Annotated in this window: 23 protein-coding genes; 12 read left to right on the top strand and 11 right to left on the bottom strand. The window is 37.1% G+C overall.

Annotated features, from left to right (window positions below):
- Positions 1-71: 71 nt before the first annotated feature.
- Complete coding sequence (locus tag JM79_RS08870; protein ID WP_141877806.1) at positions 72-737, top strand: hypothetical protein; 666 nt, start codon at positions 72-74, stop codon at positions 735-737.
- On the top strand, positions 727-1,461 hold the full coding sequence (locus JM79_RS08865; protein WP_141877805.1) for a DUF3307 domain-containing protein: 735 nt from the start codon (positions 727-729) through the stop codon (positions 1,459-1,461). Before JM79_RS08870 ends, JM79_RS08865 begins: the two co-directional genes overlap by 11 nt.
- Here JM79_RS08865 and JM79_RS08860 read toward each other — a convergent pair.
- The gene (locus JM79_RS08860) at positions 1,435-1,845 is read right to left on the bottom strand and encodes a glyoxalase (protein ID WP_141877804.1); all 411 of its coding nucleotides are present in this window, start codon (positions 1,843-1,845) and stop codon (positions 1,435-1,437) included. The two genes, JM79_RS08865 and JM79_RS08860, sit on opposite strands and share 27 nt — an antisense overlap.
- 163 nt (positions 1,846-2,008) lie before the next feature.
- On the opposite strand from JM79_RS08860, the gene JM79_RS08855 reads away from it, so the two are divergent.
- The 3 genes from JM79_RS08855 (at position 2,009) to JM79_RS08845 (ending at position 4,295) form a co-directional block, all read left to right on the top strand.
- On the top strand, positions 2,009-3,361 hold the full coding sequence (locus JM79_RS08855) for an NAD-dependent succinate-semialdehyde dehydrogenase (RefSeq protein WP_141877803.1): 1,353 nt from the start codon (positions 2,009-2,011) through the stop codon (positions 3,359-3,361).
- Positions 3,362-3,366: 5 nt separating this feature from the next.
- Positions 3,367-3,786, top strand: a complete 420-nt coding sequence (locus JM79_RS08850) for an NUDIX hydrolase (RefSeq protein ID WP_141877802.1) — start codon at positions 3,367-3,369, stop codon at positions 3,784-3,786.
- 122 nt (positions 3,787-3,908) lie between these two features.
- Complete coding sequence (locus JM79_RS08845; RefSeq protein WP_141877801.1) at positions 3,909-4,295, top strand: hotdog domain-containing protein; 387 nt, start codon at positions 3,909-3,911, stop codon at positions 4,293-4,295.
- Here JM79_RS08845 and JM79_RS08840 read toward each other — a convergent pair whose 3' ends face one another.
- The 4 genes from JM79_RS08840 to JM79_RS08825 are packed head-to-tail and all read right to left on the bottom strand — an operon-like array spanning position 4,296 to position 7,951.
- Positions 4,296-5,207 (bottom strand): mechanosensitive ion channel family protein, encoded by a 912-nt coding sequence (locus JM79_RS08840; protein ID WP_141877800.1) that lies wholly within the window; start codon positions 5,205-5,207, stop codon positions 4,296-4,298. It lies immediately after the preceding gene.
- Positions 5,208-5,264: 57 nt separating this feature from the next.
- A complete protein-coding gene (locus tag JM79_RS08835; RefSeq protein ID WP_141877799.1) occupies positions 5,265-6,368 on the bottom strand; it encodes an endonuclease/exonuclease/phosphatase family protein in 1,104 nt (367 codons plus the stop codon).
- Between the two features lie 14 nt (positions 6,369-6,382).
- A complete protein-coding gene (locus JM79_RS08830; protein ID WP_141877798.1) occupies positions 6,383-7,657 on the bottom strand; it encodes a mechanosensitive ion channel domain-containing protein in 1,275 nt (424 codons plus the stop codon).
- A 9-nt stretch (positions 7,658-7,666) separates the two neighbouring features.
- A complete protein-coding gene (locus tag JM79_RS08825; RefSeq protein WP_141877797.1) occupies positions 7,667-7,951 on the bottom strand; it encodes a DUF3817 domain-containing protein in 285 nt (94 codons plus the stop codon).
- 139 nt (positions 7,952-8,090) lie between these two features.
- Between JM79_RS08825 and galE the strand changes: the two genes are divergently transcribed.
- Complete coding sequence (galE, locus tag JM79_RS08820; RefSeq protein WP_141877796.1) at positions 8,091-9,134, top strand: UDP-glucose 4-epimerase GalE; 1,044 nt, start codon at positions 8,091-8,093, stop codon at positions 9,132-9,134.
- A 53-nt stretch (positions 9,135-9,187) separates the two neighbouring features.
- Here the strand turns inward: galE and JM79_RS08815 are convergent, their stop codons facing one another.
- From JM79_RS08815 to JM79_RS08805, 3 genes are all read right to left on the bottom strand, one after another.
- Positions 9,188-9,346 (bottom strand): YqaE/Pmp3 family membrane protein, encoded by a 159-nt coding sequence (locus JM79_RS08815; protein WP_141877795.1) that lies wholly within the window; start codon positions 9,344-9,346, stop codon positions 9,188-9,190.
- Between the two features lie 124 nt (positions 9,347-9,470).
- Positions 9,471-10,088: a VTT domain-containing protein gene (locus JM79_RS08810; protein WP_141877794.1), complete on the bottom strand. Its 618-nt coding sequence runs from the start codon at positions 10,086-10,088 to the stop codon at positions 9,471-9,473.
- Positions 10,089-10,160: 72 nt separating this feature from the next.
- The gene (locus tag JM79_RS08805; protein ID WP_141877793.1) at positions 10,161-10,580 is read right to left on the bottom strand and encodes a hypothetical protein; all 420 of its coding nucleotides are present in this window, start codon (positions 10,578-10,580) and stop codon (positions 10,161-10,163) included.
- Between the two features lie 217 nt (positions 10,581-10,797).
- Here JM79_RS08805 and JM79_RS08800 point away from each other — a divergent pair, with 217 nt between their 5' ends.
- Both JM79_RS08800 and JM79_RS08795 read left to right on the top strand, forming a co-directional pair.
- Positions 10,798-11,508 carry an SDR family oxidoreductase gene (locus JM79_RS08800; protein ID WP_141877792.1) on the top strand — a complete coding sequence of 237 codons (711 nt, stop codon included), beginning with the start codon at positions 10,798-10,800 and terminating at the stop codon, positions 11,506-11,508.
- 157 nt (positions 11,509-11,665) lie between these two features.
- Entirely contained in the window at positions 11,666-12,415 is a 750-nt protein-coding gene (locus JM79_RS08795) for an SDR family oxidoreductase (protein ID WP_141877791.1), read from the top strand.
- A 66-nt stretch (positions 12,416-12,481) separates the two neighbouring features.
- On the opposite strand, the gene JM79_RS08790 is transcribed toward JM79_RS08795, so the two are convergent.
- Complete coding sequence (locus JM79_RS08790) at positions 12,482-13,471, bottom strand: NADP-dependent oxidoreductase (protein WP_141877790.1); 990 nt, start codon at positions 13,469-13,471, stop codon at positions 12,482-12,484.
- A 144-nt stretch (positions 13,472-13,615) separates the two neighbouring features.
- Between JM79_RS08790 and JM79_RS08785 the strand changes: the two genes are divergently transcribed.
- From JM79_RS08785 to cysM, 4 genes are all read left to right on the top strand, one after another.
- Positions 13,616-15,877 carry an FUSC family membrane protein gene (locus tag JM79_RS08785; RefSeq protein ID WP_260443409.1) on the top strand — a complete coding sequence of 754 codons (2,262 nt, stop codon included), beginning with the start codon at positions 13,616-13,618 and terminating at the stop codon, positions 15,875-15,877.
- Positions 15,858-16,370, top strand: a complete 513-nt coding sequence (locus JM79_RS08780; protein WP_141877789.1) for a DUF6155 family protein — start codon at positions 15,858-15,860, stop codon at positions 16,368-16,370. Before JM79_RS08785 ends, JM79_RS08780 begins: the two co-directional genes overlap by 20 nt.
- A gap of 108 nt (positions 16,371-16,478) precedes the next feature.
- Positions 16,479-17,270, top strand: coding sequence for a serine O-acetyltransferase EpsC (epsC, locus tag JM79_RS08775; RefSeq protein WP_141877788.1), 792 nt, complete (start codon positions 16,479-16,481; stop codon positions 17,268-17,270).
- A complete protein-coding gene (cysM, locus tag JM79_RS08770) occupies positions 17,270-18,157 on the top strand; it encodes a cysteine synthase CysM (protein WP_141877787.1) in 888 nt (295 codons plus the stop codon). Before epsC ends, cysM begins: the two co-directional genes overlap by 1 nt.
- Before the next feature lie 119 nt (positions 18,158-18,276).
- Here cysM and JM79_RS08765 read toward each other — a convergent pair whose 3' ends face one another.
- Together JM79_RS08765 and JM79_RS08760 are read right to left on the bottom strand one after the other, a co-directional pair.
- Positions 18,277-18,834, bottom strand: a complete 558-nt coding sequence (locus JM79_RS08765) for a hypothetical protein (RefSeq protein ID WP_141877786.1) — start codon at positions 18,832-18,834, stop codon at positions 18,277-18,279.
- A 95-nt stretch (positions 18,835-18,929) separates the two neighbouring features.
- A complete protein-coding gene (locus JM79_RS08760; protein WP_141877785.1) occupies positions 18,930-19,646 on the bottom strand; it encodes a Crp/Fnr family transcriptional regulator in 717 nt (238 codons plus the stop codon).
- Positions 19,647-19,695: the final 49 nt, after the last annotated feature.

Here is a 19,695-nt window from a genome sequence, read left to right as displayed (position 1 = left end):
TGAGTTAAATAAGTCTATTTGCTTATAAAATTACTATATTAGCCTTTAAGCTTATTTTTATATTTTAGTATATGATTGCAGTAATCACCGCCGACTTGCTTAATTCCACCAGATATTCAGGTGAATTACTAACTGAGGTCCTGGACATTCTTAATGCAGAGATCGAGGGAATTGAAAGGAAGTATAAAAATTCTAAATTCGAATTGTATAGAGGTGACAGCCTACAAGGTATAATAGAACCTGTATTTTCATTCCGAAGTGCTTTAAGAATTAAGTCAGCTGTTAATAAATTACGATCCCAGAAAGCTATTGATTCTAATTCCTATCGTATTGAAGCCGATCTTAGAATTTCAATAGGTATAGGAACGATCGAATTTGAAAGAGAATCGATCATGGAATCAAATGGGGAAGCTTTTCAATACTCTGGACGTACTCTTGACGAAATGAAGAAGACCGGTAGGAAAATGACACTAAAAACCGGAATTGAGGAGGTTAACCATGAATTCGATAATGCATTTTTGCTATTTGATACAATCACCGATAAATGGAGTAGTGCTTCAGCAGAAGTTATCTATTATCTGCTAAAGGAAATGAAAGAGACTGAAATTGCAGAAACATTGGGCATTAGTCAGTCAGCTGTTAATCAACGTAAAAAAGCTGCCGGATGGGATGCTATCTTAAGTTTGATGGAGCGATACGAACAAGTAATGAAACAACATTTTATAGATGGAGAATAGTATTTTGATTCTTTTACAATTGTTACTGGCACATGTAGTAACCGATTTTGTACTGCAGCCTACTAAATGGGTGGAGCATAAAAGAAGGAAAAAAGGCAGATCACGATTCCTTTACCTGCATTCGATCGTAGCGGGAATTCTAACATTTATATTCCTGGCAGATCCTGAACTCTGGTATATTGCCATTTTTATAGGTGTTACTCACTTTATTGTAGACCTTTGGAAACTACAGTCTGGAAAGGATACTTTAAAAATGTTTGTGCTGGATCAGCTACTTCACTTAATTGCCATAATCTTTGCGTGGCTTTATCTCACAGATAATTTTAAAAATGTGATCTTGTTCTTACAGGAAATGATCAATTCCACTTCAATTCTTGCGGTCATTATGGGGTATATGCTAGTGATCTTCCCTTCAGGATTTTTAATTGGAAAGGCAACAAGTCGCTGGCAAACAGAAGTCAAAGATGATTTGCAGAAAAATAGTCTTGATGCTGCTGGCCGCTATATTGGGATTTTTGAAAGAATTCTTGTGCTCACTTTTATTCTTACCGATAATTTTTCAGCAATAGGATTTCTGATAGCCGCAAAATCGATTCTCAGGTTCAGTGATAAAGCTGAAACCGGAGCCAGAAAGCAGACTGAATACGTTCTGGTAGGAACTCTTATGAGTTTTACCATCACGGTAATTGTAGGCTTCCTAGTACGCTACATCATGTTTTTCTAGTAATTGAATATTACTTTGTAATCTTTCACGAACAATATTCATCATTCGCTTGTTCAATGCAGAACTATTGAGGATATATGTATCATACTCTTCAATAGTAAACTGCCCGATGATCGCACCCTTTAAACTGTTTCGGAATTTTATATCCTTCTGAATTGCAGTTTCAACGTAGATCAATCTACGATCCAGTTTCAATTCGTAAAATTTGTTTTTGTGCTTTTTGATGTAATTTCTAAACATAGCCAGAATTAGATCATTCTGAAGTTTAGCAATAGGACGGAGCGTTTTATTTTGAAAACGTTCTTCATCGCTCATATTATCTGTAATTCTAGCAGAAGGAATCTCAGGCCTGAGTTCCAGTAATTTGATGTCTCTAGGATTCATGGCAAGTAAGTTTTATTAAATATATGCAATAGAGATGTCTCAACCTCTATGCCATCACCTTAGTTGTAAACCGTTTATAAACAACTGCGAGTTAAATCCTTCTTAATCGAACTTGGGAGACACTTTCAAGTTCTTATATTTAAAATAAAAGCTAAGGAAAATCATGATTGCATCTAAGAATCCATATACCGGTGAGACCATTGAGAAATTTGAAGAGCTCTCTAAAGAACAGATCGATGAAGTTTTAGAGAATGCCCAGCAGCGATATAAACTCTGGAGAAAAACCAGCATGGGTGAACGTGCAGAATTCATGAAAAATGCTGCGGAAGAGCTCAAAGCCAATAAGGAGGAATACGCCCGGGATATAACACTGGAAATGGGGAAGCCAATTTCTCAAAGCATTTCTGAAATTGAAAAATGTGCGTGGGTTTGTGAATACTATGCCAAGCATGCTGAAGAACACCTTGCTGACAGGCTAGTTGATACAGATGCTCAAAAGAGTTATGTAAGTTATGAGCCTATTGGAGTAGTTCTGGCTGTTATGCCCTGGAACTATCCATTCTGGCAGGTGTTTAGATTTGCTGCTCCCGCATTGATGGCCGGTAATATAGGTGTTCTCAAACATGCTAGCAACGTAATGCGTTCTGCAAATAATATTCAGAAAGTATTTGAGAGAGCTGGTTTTCCAAAATATTGTTTTCAGAATATGACGGTAGGAAGCGACAAGATCGATGATGTCATAAAAGATAAAAGAATAAAGGCTGTTACTCTTACAGGTTCTAAGCCTGCAGGAGCTGCAGTGGCTTCCACCGCTGGTAGTGAGATAAAAAAATCTGTACTGGAATTAGGAGGTAGTAATGCATTGGTAGTTTTCGACAACGCAAATATGGATGCTGCGATTGACACCTGCATTCAAGCAAGGTTTCAGAATACAGGACAAAGCTGCATTGCAGGAAAAAGACTTATTATCCATGAAAATATCGCTGAAGAGTTCACAAAGAATTATGTTGAAAAAGTAAAGGAACTCAAAAGTGGAGATCCTATGAACGAGGATACTTTTATTGGTACTATGGCCAGAGTAGATCTCGCTGAAGATCTGGAGAAGCAAATAAAATCTTCTGTAGACGCTGGAGCAAAGATTCTCATTGGCGGTGAAAGAGATGGTGCATATATGCAACCAACGGTGCTGGGTGGTGTAACTAAAGAGATGTCCATGTTCAAAGAGGAAACTTTTGGGCCTGCAATTGGTATCACTAGATTTAAAACTGCGGAAGAAGCTATCGAACTTGTAAATAGCTCAGATTTTGGCTTGGGGGTTTCAATATTTACTGAAGATATGGATTTTGCGAAAGATATAATTCCGGAATTTGAAGATGGTGCAGTATTCGTAAATGAGCTTGTAAAAAGTGATCCTCGTCTTCCATTTGGAGGCACCAAAATCTCAGGTTATGGTCGAGAACTTTCATTAGATGGTATTCAGGAATTTGTAAATAAGAAAACAGTCTATATAAAATAAACTCTATGGCAGATAATAAGATAGCGGTAACAGTTGACAGCGTCGTATTCTGTAAAACAAATAATTTATTTAAGGTTTTACTGATTCAGCGTAAGAATGAGCCATTTAAAGATCAATGGGCTCTGCCTGGCGGATTTGTAGATGAAGGGGAGGACCTTGAAACTGCAGCAAAAAGAGAACTGAAAGAGGAGACCGGTGTGGTTGTTAAAAGTATGGAACAGGTACAAGCCTTCGGAAATCCAGGGCGGGATCCTCGAGGGCATACCATCTCAATTGCATTCTTAAGTAGAATTTTTTGCGAAGAAGATCTTTCTCCCTCAGATGATGCCCGGGATGCAAGATGGGTTGCTGTGGAAGATTTGCCTAAAATGGAACTGGCATTTGATCATGACGAGATCATTAATGTAGCACAGCAATTCTTATAATCTAATTTTATAAATCATTTTCTGAAGAATTTTTAAATTGATTTTATTTTTTTCAGAATATGCTAATTCTATCTTAGACCCGTGATTTAGCGGGTCTTTTAAATTATCTTCAAAATAAAAACATGAGATTTCATACCAGAAAATGGATTAAACCTGAAGACTTAAATCCTAACGGAACTTTATTTGGTGGCCGTTTGTTAGAGTGGATAGACGAAGAATGTGCTTTATATAGTATAGTTCAATTAGAAAACCCCAAAACCGTCACTAAATATATGAGTGAGATAGACTTTAGAAGTTCTGCTCATCAGGGTGATATCGTGGAGATTGGGATTGAGGTAATAAAATTTGGAACTGCTTCCCTTACGCTTCAATGTGAAGTTAGAAATAAAATGACCAGAGAAACCATTATTACCGTAGATCGCATAGTTATGGTAGCTTTAGGAGACGATGGCAAACCTAAACCACATGGAAAGAATAAAATAGAATTTGTAAAAGACCGACTTAAATAACTAGTCGGTTTTTTCCTTTTTATTAGAAACCCCAACAGGAAAATCTGTCTCTCCACCATATAATTTTATTTCCTGAATATCTGCTGGTAGATAATAGCCATTGTCTTCCAGTGCCTCTTTTACAGCTCTTACCACATTCCCTTTGGTGATCATCGCCTGCATCCTGAAATCGGTGGTATCCACCCAGAAAAACACTTTTAGATTTACCGTACTGGTGGCAAGTTCATCTTCGATAACGAAATTTTGATGTTCTGCATCTTCGATGACAGTAGGCTCCTTTCGTAAGGCTTCCATCACAGTCTTTTTAGCACCGTCAATATTATCTTCATAGGCAATTCCAATAATAAAGCTCCATCGAAAAAATCCGTCTTCAGTATAATTGGTAGCCGGCTTCGTTAATACATCACTATTTGGGATATACACATCCTTCCCATCAAAAGTTTTGAGCTTAGTATATCTGAATTCAAGGGCTTTCACTTTTCCAAAGTTATTACCAATTTCTACAGTATCGTTTACATCAAATGGACGGTTAAATGCCAGAATTATTCCTGCGATAAAATTCTCACCAATATCTTTAAACGCAAAACCTAAAACAACCGCACTTGCTCCGGCTGCGGTAAGGATACCGGTAGCGACACCTCCAAGACCCGCAGCTTTCAAGGCAAGCATAATGGATGTGATAATGATCAGGAATCTGATAGCCTTACCAAGAAACTTACTCATTAAAGGATCTGAAGTCCTGGCAGATATTCGTTTGGTGAAAAATCTTCCCAGCCAGATTCCAATAAGTACACCTAGAACAATGATCACTAAACCGAGTCCAATACCAGGTAATTGATCAATTAAATTTTGATAAAATTGATTAAATGATCCTTCAATAGTTTCCAATTCCTGTTCAGCCCGACTTTGCATGAATTTTTGTTTCACTAAAAATAATTAAATCGTGTAGTTTAATATATACCTTTAGTATTATTGATTACTAGATCCGTTAGGACCTTTCTCTGTATTTTCTTTCTCTTCTTCAGCAATTTGTTCTTTCGCCTTCTTGATCTCATCTTCAGGAGCGTCATCAGGTTTTTGCTCTTCAGCTAATTCTGGTTGTAAGAATAGTTGGGCGTAAAAAGGAAAGTGATCAGATTTTACATCATCTCCCAAAGCAATCTTTTCTACTCTAAATTCTTCAGAAACAAATATATGATCCAATGACCAGCGCATGATAAAACTTTTGGCATTGAATGTATTATAGAAACTTCGTCCTTTTCTAACATCCAGCAATTCACCAACAGTTTGAAACATACTTGTAGTCTGAGACCAGGCAACATCATTAAAATCTCCTATCACTACAACTGGAATATCAGAATCCATAGATTCAAGAGCAATTTTCATCATTTCAGCATCACGATCTGAAGATGATGGGTTATGTTGTGGCATAGGAGGAGTAGGATGAATTGCGTGTAGTTGAATCCTATCCCCGGAACGTAGTTCAATTTCAGTGTGAATAGAAGGAATACTATCATCCACGATATATTTCACCTGAGAATTGTTCAACTTAAATTTTGAATACAAAAGCATCCCATACGTATTGTCAAGAGGTACTTCAACTTTATACGGATAATTGCTCCCGATACCTGCTTTGATGGCATCTGACCATTTAATATCAGTTTCAGTAAAAACAGCAACATCGGGATTCAGTTTTTTCATCTCTTCGATCAGGATCGCTTTCTCTTTATTTTTCTGAAGTACATTAGAGGTTAGCAACATCATACCCGTTTGATTGTCAACCGTTTCTGTTGGTTTTCCAACATCGTAAGGAACAAATGGAGTATAAGGTAAAATCTTTACAAACTGGTAGATAAAGCAACCTACTAGTATGATCATAAAAGCATAATCTCTCCAATTTGAGATCTTAAACCTTAAAAAGTAAGCGAATATTGCCATAAGCGTTAGCAACGTTAGCTGAATATGTGGATAATCGAACATTCTCACCCACCAGAAGTCTACAGCGACGATCGGAATTAAGGTGATTAGTACAGCAAGTATTCCGAAGCCCTGTAGAAAAGGTTTTAATTTCATTTTTGGTTTGTTAGTTAGTTTGATCTCTCTGATAGAAAATTACGGATGTCATCGCCAGATGGAGCTTCAAATAACTGAAGATCAAAGTAAGGGATGGCAGCAATAAGATGGTCAAAAATATCTGCGGAAATATACTCAAAATTTTCCCAGCGTTTATCTCTACTGAAACACAGTATTTCCAGAGGAATTCCATTAGGTGTAGGAGCGAGATGTCTTACAATCAAATACATCTCTTTATGGATGGCTGAATGATCCTGCAAATAAGAGTCTGCATACTTCCTGAAAATACCTAGGTTCGTTTGATTCCTTCCGTTTATAAGGACACTTTTGTCTATGTTATTTGTCTCGTTATACTTATCAATTTCAGACTGCCTGTTTTCCAAATAAGGAGCTATTAGTTGAATCTTTTTCAGCTTTGCTATGTCTTCGGGTCCAAGAAACTTTACAGAATTCTGCTTGATAAAAACCGAACGTTTGATTCTTCTTCCTGGTGACTCCTGCATACCTCTCCAATTCTGAAAAGAATCTGAAATAAGACTATAGGTTGGAATCGTGGTATAAGTATTATCCCAGTTTTGCACACGAACCGTTGCAAGATTAATTTCGGTAACCGTTCCATCTGCTCCAAATTTCTGAAATGTGATCCAGTCTCCAATTCTAACTATATCATTTACAGATACTTGTATGGAGGCAACTAAACCTAAGATTGTATCTTTAAAAATTAGTAAAATTACTGCGGAAGCGGCACCTAAAGATATTGCGAATCCAATTACAGATTTACCTGTAATGACAGAAAACATAAACATTAGGCCAATGATCCAGAGAAAGATCATGATGATCTGGCTGAAGCTTTCCAGTGGCTTGTCATTAAACTCCGATCTGGTTTTTAGATAATTTCTTGTAGAGCGAAGCACACTTCGACAGATCCAGACCACCAGGATGATGATATAGATCTTCATCGTATAAAAGAAGAATTCTAGAATCCTCGGAAAGTCTATAAAAATTAATGGGAATAACTCGTAAACTATATATATAGGCAGAAACCTCCCTATGTATCTCGGGAAGTTACTTTTAATAAGAAAGTCGTCTATAGTGGTTTTTGTGCGATTGGTAAAGGCACTAATGGCTTCTATCACAAAATGCTTAACCACATAATTAGCTGCAAACACGATAAACGTAAGTGCAACAATGTTGATTAGCAAATTGAGATACTGTGCCAGAACAGCATTCATTCCATAATCCAGAAATAGATCTTCGAAAAAACAAATAATATCGATCATGTTATCCATTTCCTGAAATTAGAGATATTTTTTCTCTACGTAAAATGGTCCGAATGGAATAAAAGAGCAACCAAAAATGATTGCGATCTGCTTAAGCCCCCAGTTCATTGGCTTTATAAGTAATAAAGCTCCTACAACATAAGCTACGAAAAGTACTCCGTGTGCCATACCTACATGTTTAACCATTGCCGGCATATCCAGAATGTATTTTAAAGGCATTGCAATGAGTAATAATACCAGAAATGAAATACCTTCCAGAATGCTAACCCACTTAAATAGAGTAATCTTATGTTTCAAAGCCATAAAGCCAAATTTGAGCAACAAAGATAATTGATATTATATAGATGACCTCAAATTAAGTATAGGCTTTGTGAGCAATTTAATAAAGTAGTAATAAGTGTTATGTGGCAATTTTAGTATTTTGCGATCGTAAAATGAAATTATGAATAATAAGAAAGTACTGGTTACCGGCGGTCTTGGTTTTATTGGATCACACACCGTAGTAGCCTTACAACAGGAAGGATTTGAAGTTGTAGTCATAGATAATCTTTCAAACTCATCTATAGAGGTTCTTGGAGGAATAACTCAAATTAGCGGTAAAACACCAGAATTTGAAAATATAGATCTAAGGGAGAAATCTGCAGTGAAGGATTTCTTTGAGAAATACCCGGATATCGAAAACGTGATTCACTTTGCTGCTTCTAAAGCAGTGGGAGAAAGTGTCATTAATCCTTTATTATACTACGAAAATAATCTATCAACCTTAGTGTATTTATTACATGAACTTAATAATAAGGAGAAGGCGAACTTTATTTTTAGTTCTTCATGTACGGTTTATGGACAGGCTGATGAATTACCTATAACTGAAAATGCACCGGTAAAGCAAGCTGAGTCACCTTATGGTAATACCAAACAAATAGGTGAGGAGATCATCAGGGATACTTGTAAGGTCAACCAGGAATTGAAGGCAATTTCATTGCGTTATTTTAATCCAATTGGAGCACATCATTCTGGAGAAATTGGGGAGCTTCCAATAGGTACTCCGCAAAACCTGGTACCATACATTACTCAAACTGCCATTGGTAAAAGATCTGAACTTTCAGTATATGGTGATGATTATCCTACCAGAGACGGAACCGCTATACGTGATTATATTCATGTAATGGATCTTGCAGAAGCTCATGTTTCAGCATTGAAACGTTTACTATCGCAGAATGAGAATGAGAATTACGAAGTTTTTAACCTGGGAACAGGAAATGGAAATACTGTTCTGGAAGTAATCAAGTCTTTTGAAAAGGTATCTGAAAAGGATCTAGCCTATAAAATAGTGGGTAGAAGAGAAGGAGATATCACCGCAGCCTATACAGATACTAATAAGGCAAATGATCATTTAAACTGGAAAGCGAAAAGATCTCTGGATGAAGCTTTGGATAGTGCCTGGAAATGGCAAAAGCTAGTAGAGAAAAAGGAAGAAGATCAGGATTAATTATTGGAAACTAATCAAAGAAAAAAGACCGGCAATTGCCGGTCTTTTTTTTTCTATTTCGTTCCGTTTACAAGAAACGCGTGAATTACACCTGGAATCCAACCTAAGGCCGTTAGCAATAAACTAATTAAGAATGTTACGCCAAGTCCATGTTTCATGAATACGGCTAATGGTGGTAGTAAAATGTTTAAAACAATTGTAAGAATTGACATAGCTTTTGATTTATTTGGTTAATAGTTCTGCTGAACATTCGCTCAACAAGCTCGCAAGGTAGAGGGATACTCACTCAGCGCCATAAACCTTGGGAAAAGTTTATAAGCAACCTCTAACAAAGCGTTAAACCATTTCAAATATAACAAGGGCGTATAAATAGAACCTAGCAAATCTAAGTAAGCCGAAGATAAGGTAACTTGGAAAAGGGAATCTAATAATACCTGCGGCGATACTGGTCATCGCAAAAGGAATAGGAAGTAAAGCTCCAACGATAATTAGAAAACCTCCCCATTTACGGGTGTTCTTAATATGTTTGGCAAGTTTAAGTTCCAATGCATTGTGTACAGCTGGAATCTTAGTGATAGAAACACCGATCCAGTAAGAAACAATTCCACCAAGATATGAGCCTAAAGCGAGTAAAGATAAGTACAGGAATGGAATTGCGGACTTTCCAGCCCAAGCGATAAATAGCTCTGGAGGAACCAGACCTAATAATGATTCAGATAGAAAAAAGATAGATAATACCTGCCACGGACTGTAGGTTTCGGTCACCGTCACTAGCATGTCTTCTATATCCAGAAGAAAGTGATCGATCGCCCATAACGAAGCAACAAATAGAACAATTGGTAAAACGGCTTTTCTTAAACTCCCAAGAACGAAAGAATAAAAACCGGTATAACTGTAATATTGGTGCAATAAGCGGATTCGCGACTTCTTTTTAGATTTCGCTTTTTCTTTCATCAATTCTCCTTCTTTCTTTATAGTAGCAATTTCTAATTCTAAAGTTGTGATCCGTTTATAGGTGCAAAACCCTTAGTAATCTTCTCCAGCATCAGCTTTCAAAGCCTTCACATATTCTCTAAGTTCTTCTTCATTCAACTTATTAGAATGTTCAGCCATTAAGGATAACATATATTCAAGACTTTCCTGTCCTGTGATTTCTTCTGAATTCTCAACTTCAGTTTCTTCTTCTTCAGTTTCAACTTCAATAGGATCTCCATTTTCGTCCAGTTCAACTGGTACATCATCTGGGATAGCAATCAGGAAGTCCTGATTTTCACTAATATGTTCATGAGCCAATCTTGTAACTTTTGCCAAAAGTGGAATATTCTCCTCAACTACCAGTTTTCTCAACTCTTTAAGGTCTTCTACGATTGTGTTGATAATGATTCCATTGCGCATAAGGTCACGCTGAATCTTATTAAGTAACTTTTGTGCTTTAATGTTTTCCAAGGTTATCTCTATTAAATTGGTCAGTACTAATTAGGTAAATATAGGTGTAATCCTACTCTTTATCTGAGCAGACAAAGTTAGTTTTTTTACATTTCTATAAAAGTGTTTTGATAGGTTTTATTAAGTATTTAACCTTTAAAATTAACAATATCTTACCGCTAGAAATTTCTATGTACTTCAAGCCTTTCTTAGCTTTAAACTTCAAAAAAAATACATTATGAGTACAAATAATAAAACTGCACTAATCACTGGTGGTAGTAAAGGTATAGGATACGGAGTTGCCGAAACGCTTCTTAAAATGGGATATAAAGTTGCTATTACTAGTAGGTCATTATCTTCTGCGGAAGAAGCTGCGAAGAAATTATCTGCTAATGGAGAAGCTCTTGGCTTAGAAGCAGATGTACGTAGTTATGAAAGTCAGCAGAAAGCTGTAAAGCAATTACTGGACAAATGGGGACAGCTTGATGTTCTTGTAGCTAATGCCGGGGTTGGTAATTTTGGATCAGTAGATGAGTTGAGCGTAGATGACTGGAAAGATACCATTGATACAAATTTAAACGGACTGTTTTATTCAGTAAAAGCTAGTGTTGAAGCATTGAAGCAGACTGAAGGTTATATTATAACGATCTCGAGTCTTGCCGGAACGAACTATTTTGCCGGAGGAGCAGCATACAATGCCAGTAAGTTCGCTGTAACAGGTTTTTCTCAGGCGATCATGCTGGATCTTCGTGATAAGGGAGTTAAGGTAAGTACTATAATGCCTGGATCTGTTGCTACACATTTCAACGGCAACGAACCTTCAGAAGAAGATGCCTGGAAAATTCAAATTGAAGATATTGGAGAATTGGTTGGTGATCTTCTTAAAATGAATCCAAGGACGCTTCCAAGTAAAATTGAAGTTAGACCAGCTCGTCCACCGAAAAAATAATTTTTAAATTAACTGTTATTAAAGCCACTCGAATCGAGTGGCTTTTTTCATTAACAAGCTTTAGGAGTTAAGGTTAAATTGAAGACAAAGCCTGTATTCTCTAAGGTTTCAAGCTATTCATCTATTAAATTTGTAAAAAACCAAAAAGAAAAAGATTATGAGTATTAAAGGAAAGACGATTATTATTACTGGAGCATCTAGCGGAATTGGTGAAGCAACAGCAATGAAACTAGCAAAGGAAGGCGCTAATGTAGTTTTGACTGCCAGAAGAGAAGAACGTCTGAATGAATTGAAAAAGAAGGTAGATGGATTAAATGCTGGAAAAGCGCTGGTAGTAACTGGTGATGTTACCAACAAAGATAATTTCAAGACATTGGTCGAGAAAACGAAAAAAGAATTTGATAGCATAGATGGTTTAATTAATAATGCTGGTCTAATGCCATTATCTTATGTAAAAAATCTACATACCGATGAATGGGATAAGATGATTGATGTTAATATTAAAGGTGTTATGAATGGAGTAGCAGCCGTATTACCAACGATGATGGAACAGAAGTCGGGTAATATCATTAATATTTCATCAAGTGCTGCTAATAAGATCTATCCTGGTGGAGCCATTTATTGTGCTACAAAATCTGCAGTAAAAATGTTTTCTGAAGGATTAAGAATGGAGCTAGCACCTAAATTCGGAATTAATGTGACATCTATAGAACCTGGTTTTGTAGATACAGAGCTTACAGATTCTATTACCGATGATGAGATTAAAGAAGGACTTCTCTCTAATTTTAAAGAAATGACTCCGCTGGAGGCTCAGGATATTGCAGATGCGATCTATTATTCGCTAACGCAACCAAAACGCGCAAATGTTAATGATGTATTCATCATGCCAACAGATCAGGAACAATAGGATCTCAAAACATAAATTAAAAAGCCCGGATTTGATCCGGGCTTTTTTTATGCATTGAAATGATCATTAGATCTTAACGACCATTTTACCGGTATTCTTACCATCAAATAGATCGATAAATGCCTGAGGAGTATTTTCAAATCCTTCTACGACAGTTTCATCATACTTTAGTTTTCCAGATTTCAACCAACCAGCAAGTTCCTTTATAGCTCTCTGGAACTCTTCCTGATGATCTCTTACCAGAAATCCTTGCATCAATGCAGATTTCTTGATAAGAATACCTTCAGGTCTAGGTCCTGTTGGAGTACCCGTCTCATTATAAATAGAAATAGCGCCGCAATTAATAACGCGCGCGGCTTTGTTTATATTCTGAAGAGTGGCATCCAGAATTTCACCACCAACATTATCAAAATAAACATCAACTCCATCTGGACAATGTTCAGCAATCGCTTCTTTCATATTGGAGGTAGTCTTGTAATTGATACCACCATCGAACCCAAATTTACTTTGAATATGATCGATCTTTTCATCAGATCCTGCGATGCCGACTACACGACATCCCTTAATCTTTCCAATTTGACCCACAACACTTCCAACAGCTCCGGCAGCACCAGATACCAATAATGTTTCCCCTTCCTTCAGTTTTCCAATAGTGTCGAGTGCAAGATGCGCGGTCAATCCTGTAAGCCCAAGAACTCCAAGGTATGCAGATAGTGGAGCCATCTCTTTATCAATCTTTCTCAAACCCTTTCCATCATGCGACTGCTCATGTTTCCAGTCCAACATTCCTATTACATGCTCACCCTCTTTAAAATCTTCAGAACTTGAAGAAATAACTTCGGAAACTACCATAGATTCTAAAGGTTTTCCAACCTGAAATGGTTCGATATAAGATTCCTCATCGCGCATTCTTCCGCGTAAATAAGGATCTACGGAGATATATTTTGTTTTAAGCTTAAGTGCTTTATCCTCTGAAATTTCAAAATCCTTAATCTCAAAATCTGAAGTTTCAGGTTTGCCTTTTGGACGTTGCTTTAATAATATTTGCTTATTCATAACTTTTATTTTTAAGCAAATTAATATGCTTCTGTCCGTTTGGCAAACATGCATTCATAATTAAAACTTAAAACCTAAAAAGAGTGTAGATAGCGATGATTATTAAGCTCAACTTCGTAATTTCATTGTTCCAAACCCGCAAATTTGAAGATAAATTTTCAGCATTATTATAATGAACTCATTAAATTTCTAAGAAGTACCGACTTCTCGAAAGCTATTGTTCTAACCATTGCGATCGTAATTCCAATTGCAGTTTTTTCCAATTTAGGTTTACTTGAAATAGGAGTAAGCATGGCGATGGGAAGTTTACTTTCATCTCCAAGTGATGTGGCCGGGAGTTTTAAGCACAAGGTCATGGGTATCATGGCTGCGGCATTTCTAGGGGCAATATCCTTCTGTATCGCAGGTTATGCTTCGCAATTTAGTTGGGCAGTGGCACCAATGCTATTAGTGATGATGTTCGGGATAGCATATCTCTCTGTCTATGGTTTCAGAGCCTCGCTGGTTACTTTTGCCGGATTACTTGCGGTAGTACTTAGTTTCGCCAATATTTCTTCGGAAATTGATATCTGGCAAAAATCTATTCTCATCTTCGGCGGTGGAGTTTTCTACATGCTTATAAGTATTGCCTGGTATCTATTGAAGCCTGAAAGAGCTTCCGAACAGCAGATCGCTGAAACCATGGAATTAACCGCAGATTATCTCCGACTCAGAATAAGAATGCTTGATCCTGAATCTGATCTGGAAACCATTCAGAAAGAGCTTTTCCAGAAGCAAACGGAACTTAATGAGCATCACGAAAGTCTGAGGGAACTTCTTATAACCTTCAGAATGTCCTCAGGAAGTTCTGGTTATACTCGAAAAAGGCTGCTCATATTTATAGATCTCGTAGATATGCTTGAACTGGCGATGGCGAATCCTATTGATTATCCACAGATGAGAAAGGTGCTGGATTCCGATTTTATAGAATTGAAGGTGTTTAAGGAGTTTTCTTTGAAGATGGCAGAACAGCTGGACCGCATTGCGCTTTCTGTACATAAAAATTCCACCATGCCTGTGAATCAGCTTTCCGAAGAATTAAAGAAGGTTGAGAACAGTTTACTAAAGTACCGGGACACTATCAACATTTCTGAAAAGAGGGAGAGTATGCTGGTTCTGAGAAACTTCTATGATTACCAGACTAAGCAATCTCAAAAGATCAATAATATTGACCGGGTTCTCAGAAATCTGGAAGGAAAGAAAAGGATTTTTAAGGACAAAGATGTTCAGCAATTTCTAACTCAGCAGGAATACAGCTTTAAAACCCTTCGCACCAATTTTCAGTTCAATAGTTCCATATTTCGTCATGCGCTAAGACTTGCTATAGTGATACTGGTAGGATATTTACTGGGCTCCTATTTCTCAGTTCAGAATGCCTACTGGATCCTACTTACGATTGTGGTGATCATGCGACCTAATTACGGACTTACTAAACAGAGAACCAGGAAACGGATCATAGGAACGCTAATAGGCGGCGCCATGGCAATTGGTATAGTTTTTATTACTCAAAATACGACGGTCTATGCCATTTTAGGAATTCTGAGTCTAACGCTGGCATTTTCTTTAATTCAGCGTAATTATACCACTGCAGCCATGTTCATCACGCTAAGTATCATTTTTATTTATGCACTGCTCCAGCCTGAAGTTCTAAATGTAATTCAGTTTAGAATCCTTGATACAGTAATTGGCGCAGGTCTCGCAGGTCTTGGAAATTTTATTTTATGGCCTAAATGGGAACTTAAGGAGCTGAATAATGTCATTGCCAATTCGATCAATTCCAATATTGGTTATTTAGAGGAGATTGATGATTACTACCATAAAAAGGAAAATTTACCCATTAGCTACAGACTTGCCAGAAAAAAAGCATTTCTGGATATGGGAGAGTTAAGTGGCGCATTTCAAAGAATGACCCAGGAGCCAAAGTCGCAGCAAAAGCAGCTGAGTCTCATTTACGAAATTGTAGGCTTAAATCACACTTTTCTCTCTGCACTGGCGTCGATGGGATCTTATATCAGGAACCACCCAACTAGTAAAGCATCTTCAGATTTTGAAATGTATACCAAGACAATTGTTTTCAATTTGAAAAATTCTGTACGCTTACTTGATAATAAAAGTAGGGAACAGAAGGAACATGAAGGAATTTCTAAAGCTGGCAAGGCACTTCATCGCAGGTTTGACGAGATGGCTACGGAAAGGGATAGAGAAATAAGCGAGGGAAAAGCCCAGATAGATGAGGATACGAGGTTGAACCTTCAGGAAGCACACTTAATCACGGGTCAGCTGGAGTGGCTTTTAGATATTTCAGAAAAACTGGAGATCAATACCGAAAAATTAACAGCGAAATTAGATGAGCAAAAGAGCCTTTAAAAAATACATTAAGGAACTTTCAAAAGAAGATCTAGAAGAGCAGATTATGGATCTATATAACAGGTTTGAGGATGTGAAAACATACTACAACTTCGTTTTCAATCCTAATGAGGAAAAACTGGTGCAGGATGCGAAATTTAAAATAGGTAAGGAGTATTTTCCGCCGAATAACAGGAGACCAAAGAAAAGACGTTCCGTAGCACATAAGATCATAAAACATTACCTGAAATTAGGAATGGAGCCACATGCGCTGGCCGACGTTATGTTCTATAATGTGGAAATCGCCCAGACCTTTTCAGAAGAACAGGAATATATTACTGAAGCTTTTGAGAAAAGCATATTTAAATCTTTTGAGCAAGCGGTGCAGTTTGTCGCTGAGTATGGAGTGATCTCGGAGTTCGAAAAGCGAATCCAAAAGATCGCCAGGTTTAGTCACGACCACAAATGGACTAATAGCTATCAATTTGTAACTGCAGCAGATAGAGTACTTTAATTGTAGATCTGAATTCTATAGCGTTTGCTGAAGTAAAAAAGTTACAATTGACTTAAATCAACAGTGCTCTCCGGGCATTTAATTATTTTTGAATTTAGAATAAAAGCTATGAAACTGGAAGAAATAATTAAGCAAATAGAATCTCAGAAAAATCTTCCTAATCTGAATTTCAGTATAAAGGAAAAGACCGAGGCATTTACAAAAAAGCTTTTTTACACTTTATTTGATAAGCAAACTCCCGTTGCAGACAATTTGATGGAATTGGGAAAGGACTTTGAGGTGCTGGCAAAACTAGTTTGCTGGGAACCCGGTGCGCCCTGCCAGGATATCTGGAGCGATTATCTCACAAAGCTACCCGGAATCCTTGAGGATCTAAATCTTGATGCTGAAGCGATTTCCAAGAATGATCCTGCAGCAAATTCAGTTGAAGAAGTTTATTTAAGTTATCCTGGGTTTTTCGCAATAGCAATTTACAGGCTTAGTCATGAATTTTACAAATTTGGATTGCCATTGGTTCCAAGGTTAATGACCGAATGTGCTCATAGTCTTACAGGAACCGATATTAATCCTGGTGCAGTGATTGGAAAATCTTTCTTTATAGACCATGCCACGGGTGTTGTTATTGGAGAAACTGCAACTATCGAAGACAATGTTAAAATTTATCAGGGTGTTACATTGGGTGCACTTACAGTTAGTAAATCAATGCAGAATTTAAAACGACATCCAACTATCAAAAATAATGTGACCATCTATGCTAACGCGACCATTCTAGGTGGGAAAACAGAAATTGGTGAGAATTCAGTAATAGGAGGGAATGTTTGGCTAACCAAATCTGTTCCAGCTAATTCCATGGTTTCTCATACACCACAGATTAATATTAAAAATACAGCAGACAAATAATGAACAATTCAGTTATAGATTTAGTTGGGAATACACCCTTGGTAAAAGCTTCAAGAGTTTTTTCAAAACCCGGAGTAGAACTATACTTCAAACTTGAAGGCCAGAATCCAGGAGGAAGTGTCAAGGATCGTGCAGCTTATAATATGATTAAAAGCGCATTGGATCGTGGGACTATTGATAAAAAAACAAAATTGATCGAAGCAACCAGCGGGAATACTGGAATTGCACTGGCGATGATCGCTGGTATATTTGGCCTTGATATCGAATTAGTAATGCCCGAAAATTCAACTATTGAAAGAGTTCAGACGATGCGCGCTTATGGTGCCAAGGTAACCTTAACCAGTTCAGACACCGGGATAGAAGGTTCGAGAGATTATGCTGAAGATAAGATGAAGTCCGGCAATTATTTTATGCTGAACCAGTTTGGAAATGATGATAACTGGCAGGCGCATTATAAAACTACAGGGCCTGAAATCTGGAGAGATACGGAACACAAGGTCACACACTTCGTATCTTCTATGGGAACTACAGGTACAATTATGGGGACAAGTACATTTCTAAAGGAGAACAATCCTGACATACAGATTGTAGGAGTTCAACCTGAAGATAATGCCAGAATTCCGGGCATTCGAAAATGGCCGGAAGCTTATTTACCGAAGATATTTGATGCTAAAAAAGTAGACGAGGTACTGGAAGTAAATGAGGAAGACGCAAGAATTATGAGTCGAAGACTTGCTGAAGAAGAAGGTATTTTTGCCGGAATGAGTAGTGGTGGAGCTACCGCGGCTGCAGTTAGATTATGTGAATCTTTAGAAAGTGGATTGGTGGTTTCCATTATATGCGATCGTGGTGACCGTTATCTTTCTTCAGACCTATTTGAAAAATAAGTGAAGTTGTATAAGATCAAGGTTAACCTGTGATGAAGATCATAAAGATCTATAGTCAACAATATTCCCTTTTTTCCGATGGTTCGATCGGCACCTGATCTTATACAACTTTGTAATACTTAGAACTTCTCAATGGAAGCTACGCCATAATCATACTTAGACGGAGTAATTTTTAGTCTCTGGCGATCGTTACCTTTCCGAAGAACCACGATATATTTCTCATTGTCAAGTTGATCGCTAATTCCCCGAGCCTGATATTTATTTCTGGTAATGGTCCAACCCATGTATTCTCCAAAAACTTCGTTTCTAACCAGGGCTGGTAAAGCGATGTCTTTGAACATCTGGCTGGTTTTTAGAAGATTTCCTTTTTCGTCATAGGTAGCTTCTAAATAACCTTTCTTGCTCCGTAGAGTTACGATCACGTCTCCAGATTTAATATCGGCTTCATCCAGAAAACGATGAATATCGAAATTGGCTTTAGTAAAACCAATGGCGTCTGACTGAAATTGAGCTGCAAATTTCTCTTTGACCTTAACAAGTCCATTGGGATAATCTTCAAATACAAGGTCGGCAGTTGGACTGAAATTAATTCTGGTCTCATCCAGCTGAATTACATCCTGTGCCTGAGCACCGATGCTTAAAACAAAAACGAAAATAATAATGATGAACTTTTTCATGATGTAAAAATTTAATGATGAATAATTGATTATTGATATTTCAAAACTACATCATATACATCGTACTGAAAATCACTTAAGTAGCATATACAGGATTAATTCTTATTTATTCTATTATTTTCCAGTTGTTGCACTAATAGAGATACGTTTTTAACCTGTAGTTTGTTTCTGGATATTTTTATAAGTCCCATTTTCTTCATTTTCTGAAGATGTCTGTTCACAACTGCACGACTGGAACCTATTAAAAAAGCGAGCTCTTTATCTGGAAGATCATTGATATTCGTCAATTTATTAGATGTTCTATCTATGTTCTTCAAAAGTAAATGCAGTAAACGCGTTGTGATATCGCTAAAAACCAGTTGGGAAACATTCTCCTCCAACATTCGCATGGATCTACCTGCATAACTCAGAAAATTCTTATAGTATTCCGGATAAGACTGTAACCAGTTCCTCAATTTATCCATGGGAATAGCGAGTACTTCTGTATGATCAAGACATTCATAGTACGCTTTATGTTTAATCCCGTCCAGTAAGCAGAAAAGATCAAATACGTCGCCATTTTTTAGTAGGAAAATGGTGTGTTCCTTAGCGCTTTCAAAGTCTGTATGATACATTTTAACCCTTCCATTCTTTATGATGTAAAAATGAAAAAGAAATTTTTCGCAATGCACAAGACAGGTTTGTCTAGGCCATTTTTCTATATAGAAATTTCCATGAAGTTCCTCTAAATGTTCTTCTGAAACATCATTGAATAAAACGCATTCCTGTAATACTGTATAATTATTCTGTTGATTGAATTCTTTATCCTGCAAGTCCTCGAAATTTAGTTAATTAATTTCCAGGGGGATAATTTAGCTGATT

Source organism: Gramella sp. Hel_I_59 (genome assembly GCF_006714895.1).
Taxonomy (GTDB): Bacteria; Bacteroidota; Bacteroidia; order Flavobacteriales; family Flavobacteriaceae; genus Christiangramia.
This window is presented reverse-complemented; position numbering and strand designations above follow the sequence as displayed.

Bases quoted from the DNA above. Each gene is read 5' to 3' on its own strand.
- JM79_RS08870 (WP_141877806.1), top strand. From the start codon at position 72: ATGATTGCAGTAATCACCGCCGACTTGCTTAATTCCACCAGATATTCA.
- JM79_RS08865 (WP_141877805.1), top strand. From the start codon at position 727: ATGGAGAATAGTATTTTGATTCTTTTACAATTGTTACTGGCACATGTA.
- JM79_RS08860 (WP_141877804.1), bottom strand. From the start codon at position 1,845: ATGAATCCTAGAGACATCAAATTACTGGAACTCAGGCCTGAGATTCCT.
- JM79_RS08855 (WP_141877803.1), top strand. From the start codon at position 2,009: ATGATTGCATCTAAGAATCCATATACCGGTGAGACCATTGAGAAATTT.
- JM79_RS08850 (WP_141877802.1), top strand. From the start codon at position 3,367: ATGGCAGATAATAAGATAGCGGTAACAGTTGACAGCGTCGTATTCTGT.
- JM79_RS08845 (WP_141877801.1), top strand. From the start codon at position 3,909: ATGAGATTTCATACCAGAAAATGGATTAAACCTGAAGACTTAAATCCT.
- JM79_RS08840 (WP_141877800.1), bottom strand. From the start codon at position 5,207: ATGCAAAGTCGGGCTGAACAGGAATTGGAAACTATTGAAGGATCATTT.
- JM79_RS08835 (WP_141877799.1), bottom strand. From the start codon at position 6,368: ATGAAATTAAAACCTTTTCTACAGGGCTTCGGAATACTTGCTGTACTA.
- JM79_RS08830 (WP_141877798.1), bottom strand. From the start codon at position 7,657: ATGGATAACATGATCGATATTATTTGTTTTTTCGAAGATCTATTTCTG.
- JM79_RS08825 (WP_141877797.1), bottom strand. From the start codon at position 7,951: ATGGCTTTGAAACATAAGATTACTCTATTTAAGTGGGTTAGCATTCTG.
- galE (WP_141877796.1), top strand. From the start codon at position 8,091: ATGAATAATAAGAAAGTACTGGTTACCGGCGGTCTTGGTTTTATTGGA.
- JM79_RS08815 (WP_141877795.1), bottom strand. From the start codon at position 9,346: ATGTCAATTCTTACAATTGTTTTAAACATTTTACTACCACCATTAGCC.
- JM79_RS08810 (WP_141877794.1), bottom strand. From the start codon at position 10,088: ATGAAAGAAAAAGCGAAATCTAAAAAGAAGTCGCGAATCCGCTTATTG.
- JM79_RS08800 (WP_141877792.1), top strand. From the start codon at position 10,798: ATGAGTACAAATAATAAAACTGCACTAATCACTGGTGGTAGTAAAGGT.
- JM79_RS08795 (WP_141877791.1), top strand. From the start codon at position 11,666: ATGAGTATTAAAGGAAAGACGATTATTATTACTGGAGCATCTAGCGGA.
- JM79_RS08790 (WP_141877790.1), bottom strand. From the start codon at position 13,471: ATGAATAAGCAAATATTATTAAAGCAACGTCCAAAAGGCAAACCTGAA.
- JM79_RS08780 (WP_141877789.1), top strand. From the start codon at position 15,858: ATGAGCAAAAGAGCCTTTAAAAAATACATTAAGGAACTTTCAAAAGAA.
- epsC (WP_141877788.1), top strand. From the start codon at position 16,479: ATGAAACTGGAAGAAATAATTAAGCAAATAGAATCTCAGAAAAATCTT.
- cysM (WP_141877787.1), top strand. From the start codon at position 17,270: ATGAACAATTCAGTTATAGATTTAGTTGGGAATACACCCTTGGTAAAA.
- JM79_RS08765 (WP_141877786.1), bottom strand. From the start codon at position 18,834: ATGAAAAAGTTCATCATTATTATTTTCGTTTTTGTTTTAAGCATCGGT.